Annotated in this window: 18 protein-coding genes; 11 read left to right on the top strand and 7 right to left on the bottom strand. The window is 36.2% G+C overall.

The genetic code is table 11. From position 1 onward, the window contains the following. Positions 1–5 precede the first annotated feature (5 nt). Both PFY09_RS05455 and PFY09_RS05450 read right to left on the bottom strand, forming a co-directional pair. Positions 6–140: a hypothetical protein gene (locus PFY09_RS05455; protein ID WP_271161714.1), complete on the bottom strand. Its 135-nt coding sequence runs from the start codon at positions 138–140 to the stop codon at positions 6–8. Positions 141–610: 470 nt separating this feature from the next. Beyond that, positions 611–826 carry a hypothetical protein gene (locus PFY09_RS05450; RefSeq protein ID WP_271161713.1) on the bottom strand — a complete coding sequence of 72 codons (216 nt, stop codon included), beginning with the start codon at positions 824–826 and terminating at the stop codon, positions 611–613. Positions 827–969: 143 nt separating this feature from the next. Between PFY09_RS05450 and PFY09_RS05445 the strand changes: the two genes are divergently transcribed. The 4 genes from PFY09_RS05445 (at position 970) to PFY09_RS05430 (ending at position 6,394) form a co-directional block, all read left to right on the top strand. Then, positions 970–3,096 (top strand): type IA DNA topoisomerase, encoded by a 2,127-nt coding sequence (locus PFY09_RS05445; protein WP_271161712.1) that lies wholly within the window; start codon positions 970–972, stop codon positions 3,094–3,096. Between the two features lie 313 nt (positions 3,097–3,409). Then, positions 3,410–3,832 (top strand): PaaI family thioesterase, encoded by a 423-nt coding sequence (locus PFY09_RS05440; RefSeq protein ID WP_271161711.1) that lies wholly within the window; start codon positions 3,410–3,412, stop codon positions 3,830–3,832. Positions 3,833–3,897: 65 nt separating this feature from the next. Next, positions 3,898–4,242 carry a phage holin family protein gene (locus tag PFY09_RS05435; RefSeq protein WP_076394950.1) on the top strand — a complete coding sequence of 115 codons (345 nt, stop codon included), beginning with the start codon at positions 3,898–3,900 and terminating at the stop codon, positions 4,240–4,242. Between the two features lie 157 nt (positions 4,243–4,399). After that, a complete protein-coding gene (locus tag PFY09_RS05430) occupies positions 4,400–6,394 on the top strand; it encodes a S9 family peptidase (RefSeq protein ID WP_271161710.1) in 1,995 nt (664 codons plus the stop codon). Between the two features lie 344 nt (positions 6,395–6,738). Here PFY09_RS05430 and PFY09_RS05425 read toward each other — a convergent pair whose 3' ends face one another. Further along, complete coding sequence (locus PFY09_RS05425) at positions 6,739–7,653, bottom strand: IS256 family transposase, variant Zn-binding type (protein ID WP_271160071.1); 915 nt, start codon at positions 7,651–7,653, stop codon at positions 6,739–6,741. 465 nt (positions 7,654–8,118) lie between these two features. Here PFY09_RS05425 and PFY09_RS05420 point away from each other — a divergent pair, with 465 nt between their 5' ends. Continuing rightward, positions 8,119–8,610, top strand: a complete 492-nt coding sequence (locus PFY09_RS05420) for a DNA-deoxyinosine glycosylase (RefSeq protein ID WP_271161709.1) — start codon at positions 8,119–8,121, stop codon at positions 8,608–8,610. Positions 8,611–8,659: 49 nt separating this feature from the next. Here PFY09_RS05420 and PFY09_RS05415 read toward each other — a convergent pair whose 3' ends face one another. Then, positions 8,660–9,352 carry an AIM24 family protein gene (locus tag PFY09_RS05415; RefSeq protein ID WP_271161708.1) on the bottom strand — a complete coding sequence of 231 codons (693 nt, stop codon included), beginning with the start codon at positions 9,350–9,352 and terminating at the stop codon, positions 8,660–8,662. A 407-nt stretch (positions 9,353–9,759) separates the two neighbouring features. On the opposite strand from PFY09_RS05415, the gene queA reads away from it, so the two are divergent. The 4 genes from queA (at position 9,760) to PFY09_RS05395 (ending at position 13,297) form a co-directional block, all read left to right on the top strand. Next, positions 9,760–10,809, top strand: coding sequence for a tRNA preQ1(34) S-adenosylmethionine ribosyltransferase-isomerase QueA (gene queA, locus PFY09_RS05410; protein WP_214590255.1), 1,050 nt, complete (start codon positions 9,760–9,762; stop codon positions 10,807–10,809). Between the two features lie 47 nt (positions 10,810–10,856). Continuing rightward, positions 10,857–11,204 carry a four helix bundle protein gene (locus tag PFY09_RS05405; RefSeq protein ID WP_271161707.1) on the top strand — a complete coding sequence of 116 codons (348 nt, stop codon included), beginning with the start codon at positions 10,857–10,859 and terminating at the stop codon, positions 11,202–11,204. A gap of 42 nt (positions 11,205–11,246) precedes the next feature. Continuing rightward, entirely contained in the window at positions 11,247–12,281 is a 1,035-nt protein-coding gene (gene rlmN, locus PFY09_RS05400) for a 23S rRNA (adenine(2503)-C(2))-methyltransferase RlmN (RefSeq protein ID WP_076394960.1), read from the top strand. A 77-nt stretch (positions 12,282–12,358) separates the two neighbouring features. Beyond that, complete coding sequence (locus tag PFY09_RS05395) at positions 12,359–13,297, top strand: sterol desaturase family protein (RefSeq protein WP_076394962.1); 939 nt, start codon at positions 12,359–12,361, stop codon at positions 13,295–13,297. Positions 13,298–13,368: 71 nt separating this feature from the next. On the opposite strand, the gene PFY09_RS05390 is transcribed toward PFY09_RS05395, so the two are convergent. After that, positions 13,369–14,310, bottom strand: a complete 942-nt coding sequence (locus PFY09_RS05390) for a transposase (protein WP_271161706.1) — start codon at positions 14,308–14,310, stop codon at positions 13,369–13,371. 630 nt (positions 14,311–14,940) lie between these two features. On the opposite strand from PFY09_RS05390, the gene PFY09_RS05385 reads away from it, so the two are divergent. Then, positions 14,941–15,819, top strand: coding sequence for a hypothetical protein (locus tag PFY09_RS05385; RefSeq protein ID WP_271161705.1), 879 nt, complete (start codon positions 14,941–14,943; stop codon positions 15,817–15,819). A gap of 69 nt (positions 15,820–15,888) precedes the next feature. Beyond that, the gene (locus PFY09_RS05380; protein WP_271161704.1) at positions 15,889–16,866 is read left to right on the top strand and encodes a polyprenyl synthetase family protein; all 978 of its coding nucleotides are present in this window, start codon (positions 15,889–15,891) and stop codon (positions 16,864–16,866) included. 64 nt (positions 16,867–16,930) lie between these two features. On the opposite strand, the gene PFY09_RS05375 is transcribed toward PFY09_RS05380, so the two are convergent. Both PFY09_RS05375 and PFY09_RS05370 read right to left on the bottom strand, forming a co-directional pair. Continuing rightward, positions 16,931–17,746: a hypothetical protein gene (locus PFY09_RS05375; protein ID WP_271161703.1), complete on the bottom strand. Its 816-nt coding sequence runs from the start codon at positions 17,744–17,746 to the stop codon at positions 16,931–16,933. Between the two features lie 185 nt (positions 17,747–17,931). Further along, positions 17,932–18,228 carry a hypothetical protein gene (locus PFY09_RS05370; protein ID WP_228427557.1) on the bottom strand — a complete coding sequence of 99 codons (297 nt, stop codon included), beginning with the start codon at positions 18,226–18,228 and terminating at the stop codon, positions 17,932–17,934. Positions 18,229–18,280 lie beyond the last annotated feature (52 nt).

The raw sequence follows: 18,280 nt of genomic DNA, 5'->3' as shown, positions 1-18,280 counted from the left end.
CTTTTTTAATTTCCGGGAAAGTTTCTTGCAGGGGTGCAGGAAGCTTTCGAGGTTCCCGGAAAGTCTCTTGCAGGGGTGAAACATACTTTCCCAGTTACCCGAAAAGCCGTTAAAGGACTGTTTTGAATTTCTCCAGACAAATTTGTCTTTTAACTCTGAATTCTTTTCCTCCACATTTATCATCCTGAAAGAATCTAAGCAAAATATTAGAAATACTGAAAAAATCAAATATGAAATTCCACCCCAAAGACAATGTAAAATTGTTCTATAAAAATAAACAAAGAAAAACGTATACTAAACGCACGCTTCATCACAGATGAAATCTGCATAACTTTGCTTCCTCAAAATAAACACCATCATAAAAAAACTTTGCGTTTGAAAATGCGCAACTTTCCGAAACATTTGTCAGCCTGAAAGGATCTAAGCAAAGTATTAGAAATTATAAGAAAAAGAACTCAAGCAAGACAGATGCTAAAACGCACGCTTCATCACAGATAAAATCTGCATAACTTTGCTTCCTCAAAATAATCCCCATTATAAAAAAACTTTGCGTTTGAAAATGCCCGACTTTCCACCACATCTGTCATCGATCTAAGCAAAGTATAAGAAATTATAAGAAAAAGAACCCAAGCAAGACAGATGCTAAAACACACGCTTCATCACAGATGAAATCTGCATAACTTTGCTTCCTCAAAATAGTCACCATCATAAAAAGAAACTTTGCGTTTGAAAATGCCCAGCTTTCTTCCATATTTGTCATCCTGAAAGGATCTAAGAAATTCACACAAAAATATTCTAGTATAGATTCCTCCGGAAATACAATCATGACGTATCTATTTTCAAAATTTAAGTAATACCCTTCGTTTTAAAAAAGTTCAGACAAGCTTATTTTCAACCAACAATCCGCAAATTAGCAAATTCCAAAAAAATTCCCGATTTTTGCCCTCTCCAAAAAATTCCGAGACATTCATGAAACTTTGTATTGCCGAAAAACCCAGTGTTGCCAGAGATATCGCCAAAGTGTTGGGCGCCACCACGCCGAAGCAGGGCTATATGGAAGGAAACGGCTATTGTGTGACATGGACTTTCGGGCATCTTTGCACCCTCAAAGAACCACACGATTACGGTCCGCAGTATAAATCGTGGAACCTGTTTCTGCTGCCCATTATTCCCAATAATTTCGGGATCAAATTAATCCCCAACAAAGGCGTAGAAAATCAGTTTAAAGTTATTGAAAGACTGGTTGAAGAATGTGATGAGGTCATCAATTGCGGGGATGCCGGTCAGGAAGGAGAACTGATCCAGAGATGGGTTTTACAGAAAGCAAAATGCAATAAACCCATTCAGCGTTTGTGGATTTCATCCCTTACCGAAGAAGCGATTAAAGAAGGTTTTGCCAATCTAAAACCTGCCGAAGATTACAAAAATCTCTATCTCGCAGGAAACGCAAGAGCGATCGGAGACTGGTTGCTGGGAATTAATGCAACGAGGCTTTTTACCAAAAAATTTGGCGGAAATAAAGCTGTTCTTTCCATCGGAAGAGTGCAGACTCCCACTTTGGCAATGCTCGTTCAGCGTCAAAAAGAGATTGATGCTTTTACTACCGAAGAATATTGGGAACTGAAAACCAAATACCGCGAAGTTATTTTTAACGCCGCCATCGACCGTCTCAAAACTTTGGAACGCGCAGAAAAAGGGCTGGAATATTTAAAACAGAATCCTTTCGAAATCGTTTCTTTTGAAATTAAAGAAGGAAAAGAAAAAAATCCAAGACTGTTTGATTTGACGGCACTTCAGGTGGAAGCCAACAAAAAATACGGCTATTCTGCGGAGAATACGCTTAATTATATTCAGAGTCTTTACGAGAAAAAACACGTTACGTATCCGCGCGTGGATACAACGTACCTGTCTGAAAGTTTATATCCGAAAATAGAAGGAATTCTGAAGAAAATGTATTTCTATCAGGAACTTATCGCCCCTTTACTGGAAGCTCCGATTCCCAAATCGAAAGCGGTTTTTGATGATACCAAAGTAACAGATCACCACGCGATCATTCCGACGGAAGTTCCGCCTTCCCAGAATTTAAGCAGGGAAGAAAAGTTAGTTTATGATCTGGTTGCGAAACGTTTCATTGCCGTATTTTATCCCGAATGTAAAATTTCCAATACTTTAGTAGAAGGAAAAGTAGGAACCATTCCTTTCAAAACCAGCGGAAGACAGGTTCTGGAGCCGGGATGGAGAGCCGTTTACGCCAAAGAACCGAAAGAAGAACCCAACGATAAAGAAAAAGAAAAGGAAGAAGAACAGACCATTCCCGAATTTACCGTTGGAGAAACCGGACCGCATGATCCGATGATCCATCAGGGAAAAACGACTCCGCCAAAACCTTATACGGAAGCAACTTTGCTGAGAGCTATGGAAACCGCAGGAAAACAGGTGGAAGATGATGAACTGCGCGAACTCCTGAAAAACAACGGTATCGGAAGACCTTCAACCCGCGCCAATATTATCGAAACCCTTTTCAAGCGGAAATATATTGAGAAGAAAAGAAAAAATCTCATCGCCACCCAAACCGGAATTCAACTGATTGACACCATTGAAGATGAATTGCTGAAAAGTCCCGAATTAACCGGAGAATGGGAACTGAAACTCCGAAAAATTGAAAAAGGCGAATATGAAGCCAATCATTTTAAGGAAGAGCTCATCCAGATGGTGACGGAGCTTACTAAAAAAGTAGTCGACGGAAAAGGGAAAGTGATTTCTTTGGAAGAAGAAAAAGTGGAGGAGGTAAAAGAAAAGAAAAAACGTGAACCAGCCGTTAAAAAAGAACTTCAGTCGTGGGAAGAAACCAAATGCCCGAAATGCAAAGAACATCATTTAATGAAAGGAAAAACCGCTGTCGGATGTTCCGATTTTAAAAACTGCGGCTTTAAAGTTTCCTTTGAGATCTTCGGAAAAAAACTGTCGGATAAGCAATTAATGGATCTGGTTCTGAAATGCAAAACTTCAAAATTAAAAGGCTTCACCACCCATCCCGAAAGTTTGGCAGAAGGTATTTTGTCGATGGATGAGCAATTTCAGATTGTTTTAAACTAAAGATTAAACACAAATACCACAAATTTTTCACGAATACCACAACGAAACATCAATAGGAGCGGACTTTAGTCCGCTTTCAAGTTTTACCCAAAACAACGGCTTCAGCCAAAACTTACTAATTCTTAACCTCTAAAATATTCTTAACGGTTAAAATATTTGCGCCATTTGTGAACAAATTATTCGTGCAATTCGTGTTTAAAAATAAAATTTGTGAAATCTATCCGTGCCATTCGTGTTTAAATCAAAAGCAAACATAATATTTTCGCATTTGTAAAAAAAATTGTGCAACTTGTATTCAAATTATAAACAAAAAATGACACCCCATAAAAAACAGCTCATCACCGACAGTTTCCACCGCTCCGAAACATTAAAATTCTACAAAGCCAAACTTCTGGAAGTAGAAACCGACTTCATTTCCATGAAAATCCCGAAAATGGAACTCATGACAAGAAAAGCGGGAATGTTCAACGGAGCCATGATTGCTTCTTTGGTGGATGTTTCTTCCGGTTATGCAGCAGTAAGTCATTACGAAGAAGACTGTTATGTCGTAACCGTTGAATTGAAAGTCAATTATTTAAGACCAGCCATCGGAGACGCTTTAGTTTCAAAATCCTACGTGATAAAAGGAGGTTCAAAGATCAGTGTGATCCGCACCGAAATTTATGTGGTAGATGAAGACGGAGCTTCCGAAAGTCACGTTGCCACGTCTTTGGTTACGATGATGAAGATCAGATAATTTTTCAAACAAGTGGAATAGCTTTTGCACAGGAACACGCATCAACAACATTAAAAAATCATACTATGAACTTAATTATTCGACTTTTGGTAACGGCCATTGTTGCTTATCTTTTAACATGGATTTTACCGGGAGTACACTTTACAGGATTTGGCGGAGCGATCATTTTTGCCATCGTTTTAGGACTTTTAAATTTAATTGTAAAACCTGTTCTTAATATTTTGGGATTGCCTTTAACGATCATTACATTGGGGCTGTTCACTTTAGTAATCAATGCAATTATCATCTTGATCGCCGATTATTTTATAGACAGCATGATGGTAGACGGATTTTTGTGGGCACTTATTTTCAGTATTCTGCTTTCCATTGTCAGCTCACTGGCAAACTCAATGTTTTCGGACGGAGATTAATTTGAAATTTAAAATTATATAAAAATCGCCTGTTAAAACGACAGGCGATTTTTTTGTGCGCGTTTGTGTTTTAAAAATAGTTAACTTTGGCAATCTTTGAATTAAATAAAGACTTTATGATTGGATTGAATGATAAAGTCATAAAAAATGAATTAATATGAAACTTAAGTACAGTCTGCTGGCTTTGGCAGCTCCGCTCTTAATGAATGCACAACAACTAATGACGCCTGAAATTTTATGGACTTTGAAAAAAGTTGGAGTACAGGCAGTTTCTCCCGATCAGTCCTCGTTAATCTACAAAATAGGACAGACCGATCTTAAAACCGAAAAAACAAAAAGCGAGAACTATTTTCTGAATGTTCTGAACAATCAGTCCGTGAAAGTTGATTTAGGCAAAAAAGCACTGATTCAGTGGGATAAAAACGGATTGTACGCGCAGGAAGGCGATAAGATTTTCCTTTCAAAAGACAACGGTAAGACATGGACGGAGTTTTACACCATTGGTGAAGCAGACAACATTGTTATTTCTCCCGACGGTAAAAAAATAGCCTTCAGCAAGCAGGTATTGGTAGAAAAAGTAATGGGAAAAGACAAATATTCCGATACTCCGAAAACCACGGCACAAGTTTATACAGATCTGAATCACAGACACTGGGATTATTTCAATGAAGGGAAATACAATCATGTTTTCGTAGTAAATGTTTCGGATAAAGCAGATGCTGCAATAGATTTACTGGAAGGGAAAATGTGGGATTCTCCACAAAGACCTTTTGGCGGAGCGGAAGATTTCATCTGGAGCCCGGATTCTGCACAACTTTTATATGTTACCAAACCGAAAAGCGGCAAAGAATACTCTACAAGCACAAACACAGATATTTTTGCATACGATCTTGCTTCAGGAACAACAAAAAATTTAACCGAATCCAATAAAGGATACGACGTTAATCCGAAATTCAGTCCGGACGGAAAATCACTTTTGTGGCAGAGTATGGCAAGAGATGGTTATGAAGCCGATAAAAATGATGTAAAAATCATGGATTGGAAATCCGGAAAAACAACAAACTTAACGCAAAGTTGGGACGAAAGTGTTTCCGGAGATGTTTTCTGGAGCGGAGATTCAAAAATGATCTATTTCACGGCAGCTTTCAGAGGAACGAAGCAGTTATTTTCTTTAGATCCTAAAAATGCCAAAGTTCAGCAGATTACAAAAGGTGATTTTGATGTGAACGAAATTTTTGCCGATCAGAAAACTTCACTTTTGGTAGGAAGAACCGATATCAATCACGCCACAGATATTTTTTCTGTCAACCTTAAAAACGGAGAAATGAAGCAGGTTACGGAAGCCAATAAAGAAATGTATTCCCAGTTGGCTCAGGGAAAATCTGAACTGAAAATGGTGAAAACTTCAGACGGAAAAGAAATGGGAGTGTGGTTCCATTATCCGCCAAACTTTGATCCGAACAAAAAATATCCAACCCTTGTTTATTGTCAGGGAGGTCCGCAATCTGCCTTAACGCAGTTTTTCAGCACACGATGGAACTTTGCTTTAATGGCAGCCAACGGTTATATCGTAGTAGCACCAAACCGCCGAGGAATGCCGGGTTGGGGAACAAAGTGGAATGAAGAAATCTCCAGAGACTGGGGAGGACAACCAATGAGAGATTATCTTGCCGCAACAGATTATGCAAAAACTTTACCTTACGTTGACGGAAGCAGAGTTGCTGCTGTCGGAGCAAGTTATGGAGGATACAGCGTATTTATGTTAGCAGGAATTCACGAGAACAGATTCAAAACGTTCATCGCGCACGATGGATTATTCGATATGAAATCTTGGTATTTAACAACGGAAGAACTTTGGTTTGCGAACTGGGATCTCGGTTCACCGTGGGAAAAACCACAGCCAAAAGCTTATACGGAATTTAACCCCAGCAATTTTGTTGATAAATGGAATAAGCCGATCATGATCGTTCAGGGAGGAATCGACTTCAGAGTACCTTACGAACAGGGACAGGAAGCTTTCCAAGCTGCAAAACTGAGAGGTTTAAAATCTAAACTGGTTTATTTCCCGAATGAAAATCACTGGGTGCTGCATCCACAAAACGGATTGGTTTGGCAAAGAGAATTCTTCGACTGGCTAAAAGAAACTTTATAAATATAATCTTCCCTTCCGAATTCCCCTCCTTTGGAGGGGTGGCAAAAATTCATAGAATTTTTGACGGGGTGGTTTAAACAGATACAAAAATCAACAGAAAACGGGCTTTTAGTCCGTTTTTTGTTTTTCGGTAATGTGGTCAAAAATAGTTGGTGTTTTTGTCAGAAATAATTCGTAATATTTTGCGGTTGATTGGAAGAGGAAGTGAGCAATGCTGAGGAGCAACTTACCAGCAATACAATCAACGCTGTAAACAATAGTTTAGAGGATGGTTTTTACCATCCTTTTTTTGTAAATTATTGGAACAGCTCTATGGCTAAAAAAACCTTTATGGTTTTAGATTTCTATAAAAAAGATACCACTGGATAAACTTTTTCCTCCGACTTTTTGTAAGCCCCCGATGAATATTTAGATGACCTTTTAAATGACCAAAAAAAAGATTCTATTCCATTGGTTGTTTTCGGGATTTTAGGATCCTGCAGGAACGAAAACATATTTGGCAAAGCTTTTTTGATAACCGAAAAACATCTTCTCACCATTTTGTGCGTGTACCAATATCTTCCGGTTTCCTGGCTGTATGATTTTTCATTCAAAAATTCTTTATGCTTTTCAGACCAATCCAAAAACTCTTTGATCCAATACTGCTTTTTAACTTCGTTGTCAATAAAATGAATTTTACAGACAATTTCACGCAACTCAAAACCTGCTACAGATTTCGGATAGGCGGAAAGCCATATTTTGCACATCCTTTGAATATGAACCAGACATCTCTGAACAGGAACTTTAGGACAAACTTTTCGGATGGCTTTCAGTAGAGATTTATCGCCATCACAGGTTATCCCGCCAATTTTTATTCCTAAATTCAAGATGTTTTCCAAATCCTCTTTGAGTTCTTCATAATGCTCACCGTCAGTAATTCTGTAAAGCTGGGTTTGCTTAAAAACATTATCTCTGTAAACCACCAAACAGATTTCATTGGAGAAATAAGTGCCGTCAATCAGTAAATAAACCTCCTTGTTCTGGTTGTAACTGAGTTTTGGAGCTTTACTAAGCATCACGTTAAAATACCGTTGAAGAGTACTTACCGAATATCCAGATTCTGCTGAAATCTGCTCATAAGTCTGTTTCCCAACAATCCATTTTTTGAACCAAATTTCTTTGTTTTTTAGGCCCACAGATTTATTCTCCGAAGTAAAATGAATGCCACAGTTTTTACATTTAAAACGACGCTTTCCGTTTTGCTTTCCCCAAGAAATCACATCCAGACTTTTGCAACTCCAACAACGATTTTTTTTGAATTTCCAGCCATAAAAAAAGTTTATTGAAACAAAGTTCAATAAACTTTATGTATCATCAGTAACAGTCGACAATGCAAAGAATTTTACCAACTATTTTTGACTATTAAACCTGTTTTTCGAAAATATGCTCATTGGCTCAGTGAAACGCCATCGTGAACGAAAATATTCAGTTTTATTTAAACTCATTTTAAATTTAACCGCAAAAGGGACAAAAGATTTTATTGGATTTATTTAAAGTATTTCAAAAGTCTGCAAAGAGAAAAAATCTTTGATTTTTTAAACTTATGTGCTCTTTCTTTTCATTAAGGATTAAACTTAAACAACTAAAGTGTTACAATTTTTGCGGTAAAAAACTTAGACAAGTTTTAAAAGAAAATCTTAGCGTTCCTTGCGTTAAAAAAAAGTAAAAACCTATAAATTTGAATCATGCAAAACAGAATATCTTCCTTCCCCCCAATCATCGACAACAATTCTAAAATCATCATTCTGGGATCAATTCCCGGTATAAAATCGTTAGAAAAACAACAATATTACGGACATCCCCAAAACAAATTCTGGAAAATTATTTTTGAATTGCTCAACGAAGAATTTACAGAAGATTATGATGAAAAAATCAACCTTTTAAAGAAACACAATATCGCACTTTGGGACGTTATCGATTCCTGCGAAAGAAAAGGAAGTCTGGATTCTGAAATAAAAAATGAAGAAGCCAACCAGATTGAAGAGCTCCTGGAAGTTCATCCGAATATTAAGGCAATCTTTTGTAACGGCGGAAAGTCCTATAAAAATTTGCAGAAAATTTTAGGAAAGAGTTATAAAATACCTGTATTTTTACTGCCTTCTACAAGCCCACTTCATACGGTTTCTTTTGAAAAGAAACTGGAGGAGTGGAAGAAGATTGTAGAATTTCTGAATTAAAATAGCAGGAATAAAAACTATCCCTGCTAAGATTTATTTGAAAAAATACTTACTTCTCAATCCTATAAACCTCCTCATAAGGCTGAATCAGAACCCAGCCATTTCCTGAGAATTTCATCTGGAATTCCTCACCGCTTCCTCTTCCGATCAGACTTTTTAAAGAAACATTGGTTTTCAGTTCAGGAGATAGATTTCCCGACCATGCAACGGTGGCATTCGGATCTGTGAAAACCGGAGCATCGGGAGTTACCAATAATGTCAACGGTTCTCCGTGAGTGGTAATCGCGATGTGTCCCGTTCCGGATAATTTCACCTGAAAAAGTCCGCCTGACATTACGCCTGCAATACTTTTTAGCATCGTAATATCGCTTTTTATGCTTTGTTCATGTGCCAAAACGTCGTTTCCGTTCACGCAGACTGATTCATTATTTAAATAAAGAATACGAACTTTTTTTCCGGAATCCGCAACGTACAATTTTCCGGTTCCTTCGGCTTTCATTAATTTTGCTCCTTCGCCGCTGATCGCTTTTTTCAATAAGTTTCCAATTCCTCCGGAAAGCATTCCCTGTCTTTCGAAATTAACGTTTCCGATGTAGCCAACCATACTTCCTGCCTTAGTCCAGACAGACTGATTGTTGAGGTTGATCTCCAGAAGAGAGGGTTTTTCCAGCTCGAAATAATCTCTTTCCATTGGATTTTCTTTCGTTTCGTTCACAAAAGATTCAATCGAATATTTGCTCATAGTGTAAATTTTTAATGTTCTCAAAAATAGCTTTTTTACGGTATAAAAAATATCGGGAAATCACGTTTTTTTATTTCAATTAAAATTAATTTAAATACTTTGAATCTTTGTATTTCGAAAATAAGTGAAACGCCCTTGTTTATCTTGGTTTCAATAATTTAAACAAAATTCTTAAATAAAACTTTTTAATTTAAAGAAATACAAAGGCATCTCATTTAAAAAATGCAAAACAGAAAGTGATTATATTGTTGATTATTAGTTAGTTGTGTTTATTTAAAAAGTTAAAAAAGAGTTACTTTAACATCTGTGTAAATAATACTTGACAAAGGGGTGTTTCATGTCGTATATTTGCACTCCGAAAATTACACCATGTAATTTCTATAAATTTTTAAACCGTAATTTAAAAAATGAAAACATCAGATTTTAATTTTGATCTTCCTGCGGAATTATTGGCAGAACACCCATCAGAACACAGAGACGAAGCCAGATTAATGGTTTTAGACAGAAAAACTGAAACAATTCAGCACAAACTGTTTAAAGATGTGGTAGATTATTTCGACGAAGGAGATCTTTTTATCTTCAACAATACTAAAGTTTTTCCTGCACGTTTATACGGAAATAAAGAAAAAACGGGAGCTAAAATTGAAGTTTTCTTATTAAGAGAGCTGGATAAGGAAACCCGCGTTTGGGACGTTTTGGTAGATCCTGCAAGAAAAATCAGAATAGGTAACAAATTATTCTTCACAGAAGATGAATCTTTAGTAGCAGAAGTTATCGATAATACGACTTCAAGAGGAAGAACTTTAAGATTCTTATTCGATGGTTCTTACGAAGAATTCAGAGCCAAATTAAAAGAATTGGGAGAAACTCCGCTTCCAAAATACATCAAAAGAGACGTTGAACCGGAAGATGCGGAAAGATACCAAACCATCTATGCAAAAGTAGAAGGAGCGGTTGCAGCACCAACTGCAGGACTTCACTTTTCAAAACATCTCATGAAGAGACTGGAAATCAAAGGAATCGACTTTGCTGAGGTTACACTTCACGTTGGTTTGGGAACGTTCAACCCGATTGAAGTAGAAGATCTTTCTAAGCACAAAATGGAATCTGAAGAAATCTTCATCGATGAGAAAAATGCTCAGATCATCAACAATGCTGTGGAAGCAAACAGAAGAGTTTGTGCCGTCGGAACAACTACCATGAGAACTTTGGAAACTTCTGTTTCTTCAAACAAAAAGATCTCTGCTTTCCACGGATGGACCAATAAATTTATTTATCCTCCACACGATTTCGGAGTGGCAAACTGTATGATTACGAACTTCCACACGCCAAAATCTACATTAATCATGATGATCGCAGCGTTTGCAGGAAGAGATTTCGTAATGCACGCTTACGAAGAAGCCGTAAAAGAAAAATACAAATTCTACTCTTACGGAGACGCAATGTTAATTTTGTAACAAAATAAGTAAAAAGAACCAGGTTAAAAGTAAAAGGTATAAAAGCTGTGAAACAGAATGATCTACTTGAAAGGACTTTTATATTTGGAGTTAATTGTCTTAAGTTTTTAAGATCACTCCCGAATGATCCTGAAAGTAAATTAATAAGATTTCAACTGGGAAAGTCAGCGACTTCAATAGGAGCAAATTATGAAGAATCTCAGGCCGGATCTTCTAAAGCTGATTTTAAAAACAAAGTAAAAATTGCTTTAAGAGAAGCCAGAGAAAGTAATTTTTGGCTTCGGGTTTTAGAAAAGCTGGATGGCTACGATTCTGAAGAATTTAAAACTTTATTAAATGAAAGTTCCGAATTGAAAAATATTTTAGCTGCAATAGTTCATAATACAAAGCTGTAAAACTTTTTAATTTTTACTTTTAACTTGGCTCTTTAAATAAATATGAAAGACATCAGAACTTTATCACTGGACCAGCTCAAAGAATACTTTGTTTCTTTGGGAGAAAAGCCGTTTCGTGCGAAGCAGGTTTATGACTGGTTGTGGAGTAAAAATCTTCACTCGATTGATGAAATGACGAATCTTTCAAAACCTCTTCGTGAGAGAATCGCCGAAGAATATACCATCAATCCTGTTTCTGTGGATCAGCTTCAGAAAAGTACAGACGGCACCATTAAAAACGGAGTGAAATTGCACGATGGCTTATTGGTGGAATCTGTTCTTATTCCTACAGAAACCAGAACCACCGCTTGTGTTTCTTCACAGGTCGGATGTTCATTAAACTGCGAATTCTGCGCAACCGCAAGACTCAAAAGAATGAGAAATCTTGAAGTTGCCGAAATCGTGGATCAGGTTGCTTTAATCGACAGCCAGAGTAAAATGTATTTCGACAGACCGCTTTCCAACATTGTTTTTATGGGAATGGGAGAGCCGATGATGAATTACAAAAACGTGGTGGAAGCCATCCGCAAAATAACCCAGCCGGAAGGTTTGGGAATGTCTCCGAGAAGAATTACTGTTTCCACTTCAGGAATTCCGAAGATGATTAAAATGCTCGCTGACGAAGAACTGAAAGTGAAACTGGCTTTGTCTCTTCACTCTGCCATCGAAGCGAAGCGTAACGAGATCATGCCTTTTTCCGATAAATTTCCTCTAACGGAAATCATGGAATCTCTTCAGTACTGGTATAAAAAAACTGGCTCTGTCATCACTTTCGAATATTGTGTCTGGAAGGACATTAATGACGGTGATGAAGATATCAAAGCTCTGATTAAATACTGCAAACAGGTTCCTTCTAAAGTTAATTTAATTCAGTACAATCCTATTGGTGACGGAAAATATGACCAGTGCAACAAACAGGCAGAAGAAAATTATATCCGTCAGTTGGAAAATGCAGGAATTGTCTGCGTGGTAAGAAAAAGCCGTGGCGGAGACATCGATGCAGCCTGCGGACAGCTTGCCAATAAATCTGCGGATTAAAATTTTATTAAAAAAATCAAAAAATTTTCTTAACGCTTTCCTAAAATCATAACTTTGTACCACAAATTTTAAAAGTGATGATGGATTACTTTATGGATGAAAATGGATTGGAAAGTGTCTATTCATGGTCTATTCCTGTTCATGCAACCGTTATTTTAGCCGAAATGATTTACAGTCACGTTTCGGAGGCTAAATTATACGATAAAAAAGATGTGGCAACAAGCGTTTTTCTGGCATTAATGAATTTCGGACTGGATTTATTGATGAAGGCTTTTGCAATGGGAGTCATGTTCTTCTTTTACAATCTTAGATTTTTCTCGTGGGATTTTACGATCTGGTACTGGCTGATTTGCTTTGTGGTAACGGATTTTGCATATTACGTTCTCCATTATGTAGATCATCATTCCAGAGCATTCTGGGCGGTTCATATTACGCACCACAACTCAGAATATTTCAATTTGACAACAGGTTTCAGAAGTCCGGTTTTACAGCCGCTTTACCGATATTTATACTTTTCGCCACTGGCTTTTTTAGGATTCAATCCATGGCACATTATGGTGGTGTATGCAATCGGTCAGGTATATGGAACGTGGGTTCACACCCAGACTGTGAAAAGTATGGGCTTCCTTGAGTATATTTTGGTAACGCCTTCTCATCACCGTGTTCATCATGCATGCAACATCAAATATCTTGACAGAAATATGGGAATGTGTCTCATTATCTGGGATAAAATTTTCGGAACTTTTGAGAAAGAAGACCCCAATGTTCCTGTGAAATATGGAATTTATCCAAAAATGCCGGATAATAAACCCGATACGGTTCTTCTGTACGAATGGAGAAAAATATGGAAAGATATTAAACAGCCGGGACTGAAATTTTCAGATCGTATCAATTATATTTTTAATTCTCCGGGATGGCGACACGACGGAACCGGAAAAACCGTGAGACAATATCAAAAAGATTACTGGGCAAGAAAAAATAAAAATAAAGATCAGATTCAGAAGAAATCTGCTTAGTTTTCTAAACACAAACAACACAAATTTTACACGGATTTCACAAATATTTTAATTATTTGGATTTAAATTTTCTAACCGTACACAAAAATTTCATAAAATTTTTGTGTTGCTATTTGAAAAAAATGTAGGGCTAAATCCACGCATGAGTTTAAACATTTTTGTGCCAAAGTAAGCGGTTTTATAGTTTGAATCCTATCAAACCGGTAAAATTTATTGATGACCAATTTCTTTTTATTTTTTAAAAGAATACCCAAGCCAAAGCATAGTACAAAGGCAAAGGCAAGAATCATCATCAGGTTTGTACAACGTTTTTCTCCCTGAAGCTTTGAACGTTGCAGATTAAATCCTGCTGATTTTAACTGCTTAAACAAAAGCTCTGTTTTAAAGCGTTTTTTATAGTATGCACACGCCAAACCTGCAAGATCTAAATTGGTTAAAAGGTAAATTGGATCTTGATATTGTTTTGATTTCCAGTAGACCGCATGAGAATTTTCACTTGCATTTTCAAACCAGTACTGTCCGTTTTCAAAGCCATTGGTTTGATTTTCAAAACGATGTATCTCATTGCATTCATTCTTTATCAGTTTATCTTTGCTTGTTCTCAGCACATATTCAAAACCTGTTTTCTCTAATTTTTCCCGTAATTTTTTGCCATCAAATTCTCCATCTCCCAAAAGAATATTTCGGGTGTTTTCAGGAATAATTTCTTTAACCGCCTCTAACAGTTCCATATGTTTTTCTTCTGAAAAATGTCCTTTTTCCCCTTCTTTAACCAGCCAAATTACCGGAATTGCATAGCCTCTCCAAAGGACGGAAAGCATCAACGTAATACAGTTTCCTGCGCTTTGGGTATCATCGATAATGAAAACCAGTTCTTTTTGAGGAATAAGATTTTTCAAAAATACTTCTATAAAAGGAAGGTAATAATCGTGATAACCATTCCATTTACTATCCAAAAAACGTTTTACTTTTTTGATCTTGCTTTCCTTGTTCGTTGCTTCTGAAAAATCCATTGTTAATGATTCTAAATGACTGGATTTTTGTAAGATACATGAGGAAATCATCATCGATAAAACCAAAAGACGCTTTTGAAATTGAGCGTTTTTTTTACTTCATGATGCTTAGATAGAAATTTTAGAATACTTTTGTACGGGCTTTGGCTCATAGGAGTTCGTTTTGTTATATTTTGCTTTTTAACAAGGTACGAACTCCTTTTTCATTACACAACAAAAACTGAATAAGCAAGAAAATTTTGTGTACGGCTGGAAAGATTTAAATATAATCTTAGGTCTGTTTAAACTTTTTATTTTACCATAAAGGAGAACTAAACGGTTATTTAAATTTTGATGATTATAAATAAGAAGATCACAGTAGTTTTTAAAAATCTTTGATTTTTATTCTTTTGAGCGCTTTGATCATTTTCGAAATTCGCTTTATCATTGTCTTTTGTCCCTTTTGCAGTTTTATTCTGAAATTAGTTTAAATAAGTTGCCTTTGCGAAATTAAAAGCATAAAGTATTTAAACAAAACTTTTGCAATCTATCTGTTAAAAATAGATTCTTCTTTCGTCAGAATGACAGAGGAACCTCTAATTTTGTATAAAAAACTAGTGTTATTTGTGTTTAAATAAATATTTTTACCTCATGAAAAAGCTTTTCCTCATACTTACCCTTACAATTTCTACCTTCTCATTTTCCCAACAGGCTGAACTTTTCAAAATCAGAAAATACAGAATTGGTAATTTGGATGATAAGGTGAAGGAAACTTCCGGTTTAAGTTTAATGAACGGAAAACTGTATACTTTTAATGACAGCGGAAATTCTCCCGAACTTTTTGAGTTGGATAAATCGACAGGACAAATCATCGGCACGATACAAATCAACGGAAAAAATAAAGATTGGGAAGCGCTTGCAAACGACGGTAAAAACTTCTACATCGGAGATTTCGGAAACAACGGCGGAACAAGAAAAGATCTCGAAATTTATAAAGTTTCTTTTGAAAATAATTCATCAAAAAATGATTCGGTTAAATTAATTTCTTTTGAATATCCCGAACAGCAGGAATTTATTCCTAAATATTCCGAAACGGATTTCGATGCGGAAGCGATGATTTATCTGAATGGTAAAATTCATCTTTTTACGAAAGAGTGGGGTTCAAAATCAACAACACATTACCTTATCGATCCTGAAATTTCAGAAAAGCAGAACGCTCAGAAAATCGAAAATTACAAGACTGGTTTTATAGTAACAGACGCTTCTTATTTTAATAAAAAACTCTATTTAATAGGCTATACCAAGAAGACAGAAGTCTTTTTAGATATTTTTAATGAAGCTGAATCCGGAGTTTTTTTTAAAGAAAATCCACGACATTATTATCTGGGAAGTGCTTTATCTATTGGACAAATTGAAGGAATTGCCGTTGATGAAACAGGAATCTATATTTCGGGGGAAAAATTTCATTCTCCGATTGGCGGAGGAAAACAAAGCCTGTATTTTGTTCCGATAGATAAACTCAAAGATTAATTTCCCTTAAAATTGCCCGAAAAAAATTATCTTTGTGGGAATTAATAATTTATCTATTATTCAAAGATTGTGGCGAACACCGTTGAAGAAATCAAGCGACCGATCAATGAGGAAATGAAACTTTTCGAGCAGAAGTTTTATGAATCAATGCAGAGCAAAGTACCTTTACTAGATAAAGTCACTCGTTTTATTGTTACCACAAAAGGAAAACAGATGCGTCCGATGTTTGTCTTTCTCTGTGCAAAATTAGTCGGCGATGTCAACGAAAAAACATATCGCGGAGCCTCCATGATCGAGCTGATTCACACCGCAACTCTGGTTCATGATGATGTGGTGGATGAAAGTTTTAAACGTCGCAATTTCTTTTCAATTAATGCGTTGTGGAAAAATAAAATTGCTGTTTTGGTGGGAGATTATCTTTTATCCAAATCTGTTTTATTATCCACAGATCATAAAGACTACGATTTATTAGGTGTTATTTCAAGAACCATCCGCGAAATGTCTGAAGGTGAACTTCTTCAGTTGGAAAAAGCCAGAAAACTGGATATTACGGAAGATGTATATTATGAAATTATCCGTCAGAAAACAGCGACTTTAATTGCTGCGTGTTGCGAAATCGGCGTCTTGTCGAATAATGCAGATGAAGTTCTGGCTAAAAAAATGATGGATTTCGGAACCTATACCGGAATGGCTTTCCAGATCAAAGACGACCTTTTTGATTATTTAACTTCAAACGTCATCGGAAAACCGGTAGGAATTGATATCAAAGAGCAGAAAATGACGCTGCCCCTGATCCATACTTTGAAAACAGCAAACGAGAAAGACCGTAAATACTATTTCAATACCATTAAACGTTACAATAACGATCAGAAACGCGTAAAAGAGCTGATTAATTTTGTTAAAAGTTCCGGAGGTTTGGAGTATGCGATTACCGTAATGAAAGACTTTCAGCAAAAAGCAATTGATATTCTGAACGAATTTCCCGATTCTGAAGCAAAAAAATCATTGCGAATTATGCTGGATTATGTCATTGAAAGAAAGTTTTAAATAGATATAAATCTTTCAGAATAAAAAAATCGGAACGCTCATGCATTCCGATTTCTTATTGTTATTAAATCTTCTGAATCGTAATATTGGTGACGTTACCACTTCCTGTACTTCCCGTTTCCGAAGCTAAAACCGTACAGTTTTGATTAGGAGCTGCCGTAAAACGCACCTGATATCCTGCACTCGGTACAACAAGCATCGTCGTGTAGTTCATGAGTTCCCCAATTCTGACAGTGGCAGTGAGCGTAGGGGTATCCGCTCCCGCGTAATGGCTTCCCCTTGCAAGATAATTGCTGTCCGGAACTGGTCTTACCCCCAAAACAAGCTGTGTACCGGCAGTAACATTCCCAAAACTTGCCTGAAACGTAACAATATAGTTTCCTGCCTGGTTAAAAGTAAGTGTTCCGGTAGTTGAATTGTAAGAATAATACGTTGACGTTACTAAAGGAGCTGCAAAAAGTAAAGTTGCAATCACGCCGCTGTTAGCGGTCTGATCGGCAGATAAACGGGCATGAAAAAGATCTGTAGTGGTAAAATTTATTGTTTTTAAAATACCGTTCCCATCTGCAACTACATATTTATCTGTTCCGGGAACACCTGCATTGGAATTAATGGTACGAACTCTTACATTTCCTGTTGCTATATCCAGTTTCTCACTTGGACTTACCGTCGCTATTCCTACGTTTCCTGAACTGGTTACGGCAAAATCGTTGGACTGCTGTGCGGCGGTAGGCGCACCTGAAGCAGCATTATCTTTACTTCCGTCTACGTGAAAAGTAGTTTGAGGATTGCTTGTATTAACACCTACCTGAGCGTAATTTGATAGCGGAATTATAACAAATAGTAATACTTTAATTACCTGAGATAATTTGTTTTTCATGATTTTAAAATTTGTGAATTTTTTTCACAATAAACTCAAAATTCATGCCGATTTATTTATCAAATTTTAGTTAAAATAGTTTATTTTTTATATATAATATTTATTTTTATCATTTTTAATAAAAATATTTATTTATTATTGGTTTAAATTTATTTATAATTGAATATTTGTTTTTTAAATGAAAGTTAAATTATTTTCACTGTGACAATAATTACAGCCAGAACAATGCAAAATAAAGCGATTAAAAATAAATAATCCGCAATAGTTTCAAATCTGAAAGAACGTCTTTCATGCTTCGATCTTATTGCAAGAAAAGAAAAAAAGCAACTGAAGGCAAAAAACAGACAGGCAACTCCGGCAAACTCGTCCAAATGCGTACTGTGGCTGATTTTTGATATCTTTAATGAAGTGATAATGACCAGAGAAAACCCCAGAAGATTACTCGATGCATTAAGGATATGAGACGATTTTTTCTCCATCATTTACAAATTTATTCCAATATAAACACAATTTATTTTATTATCAAATTTTTAA

This window comes from Chryseobacterium gambrini (genome assembly GCF_027920505.1).
Classification (GTDB): domain Bacteria; phylum Bacteroidota; class Bacteroidia; order Flavobacteriales; family Weeksellaceae; genus Chryseobacterium; species Chryseobacterium gambrini.
Note: the sequence above shows the minus strand (reverse complement) of the source record. Positions and strands in the feature narration are given on the sequence as shown.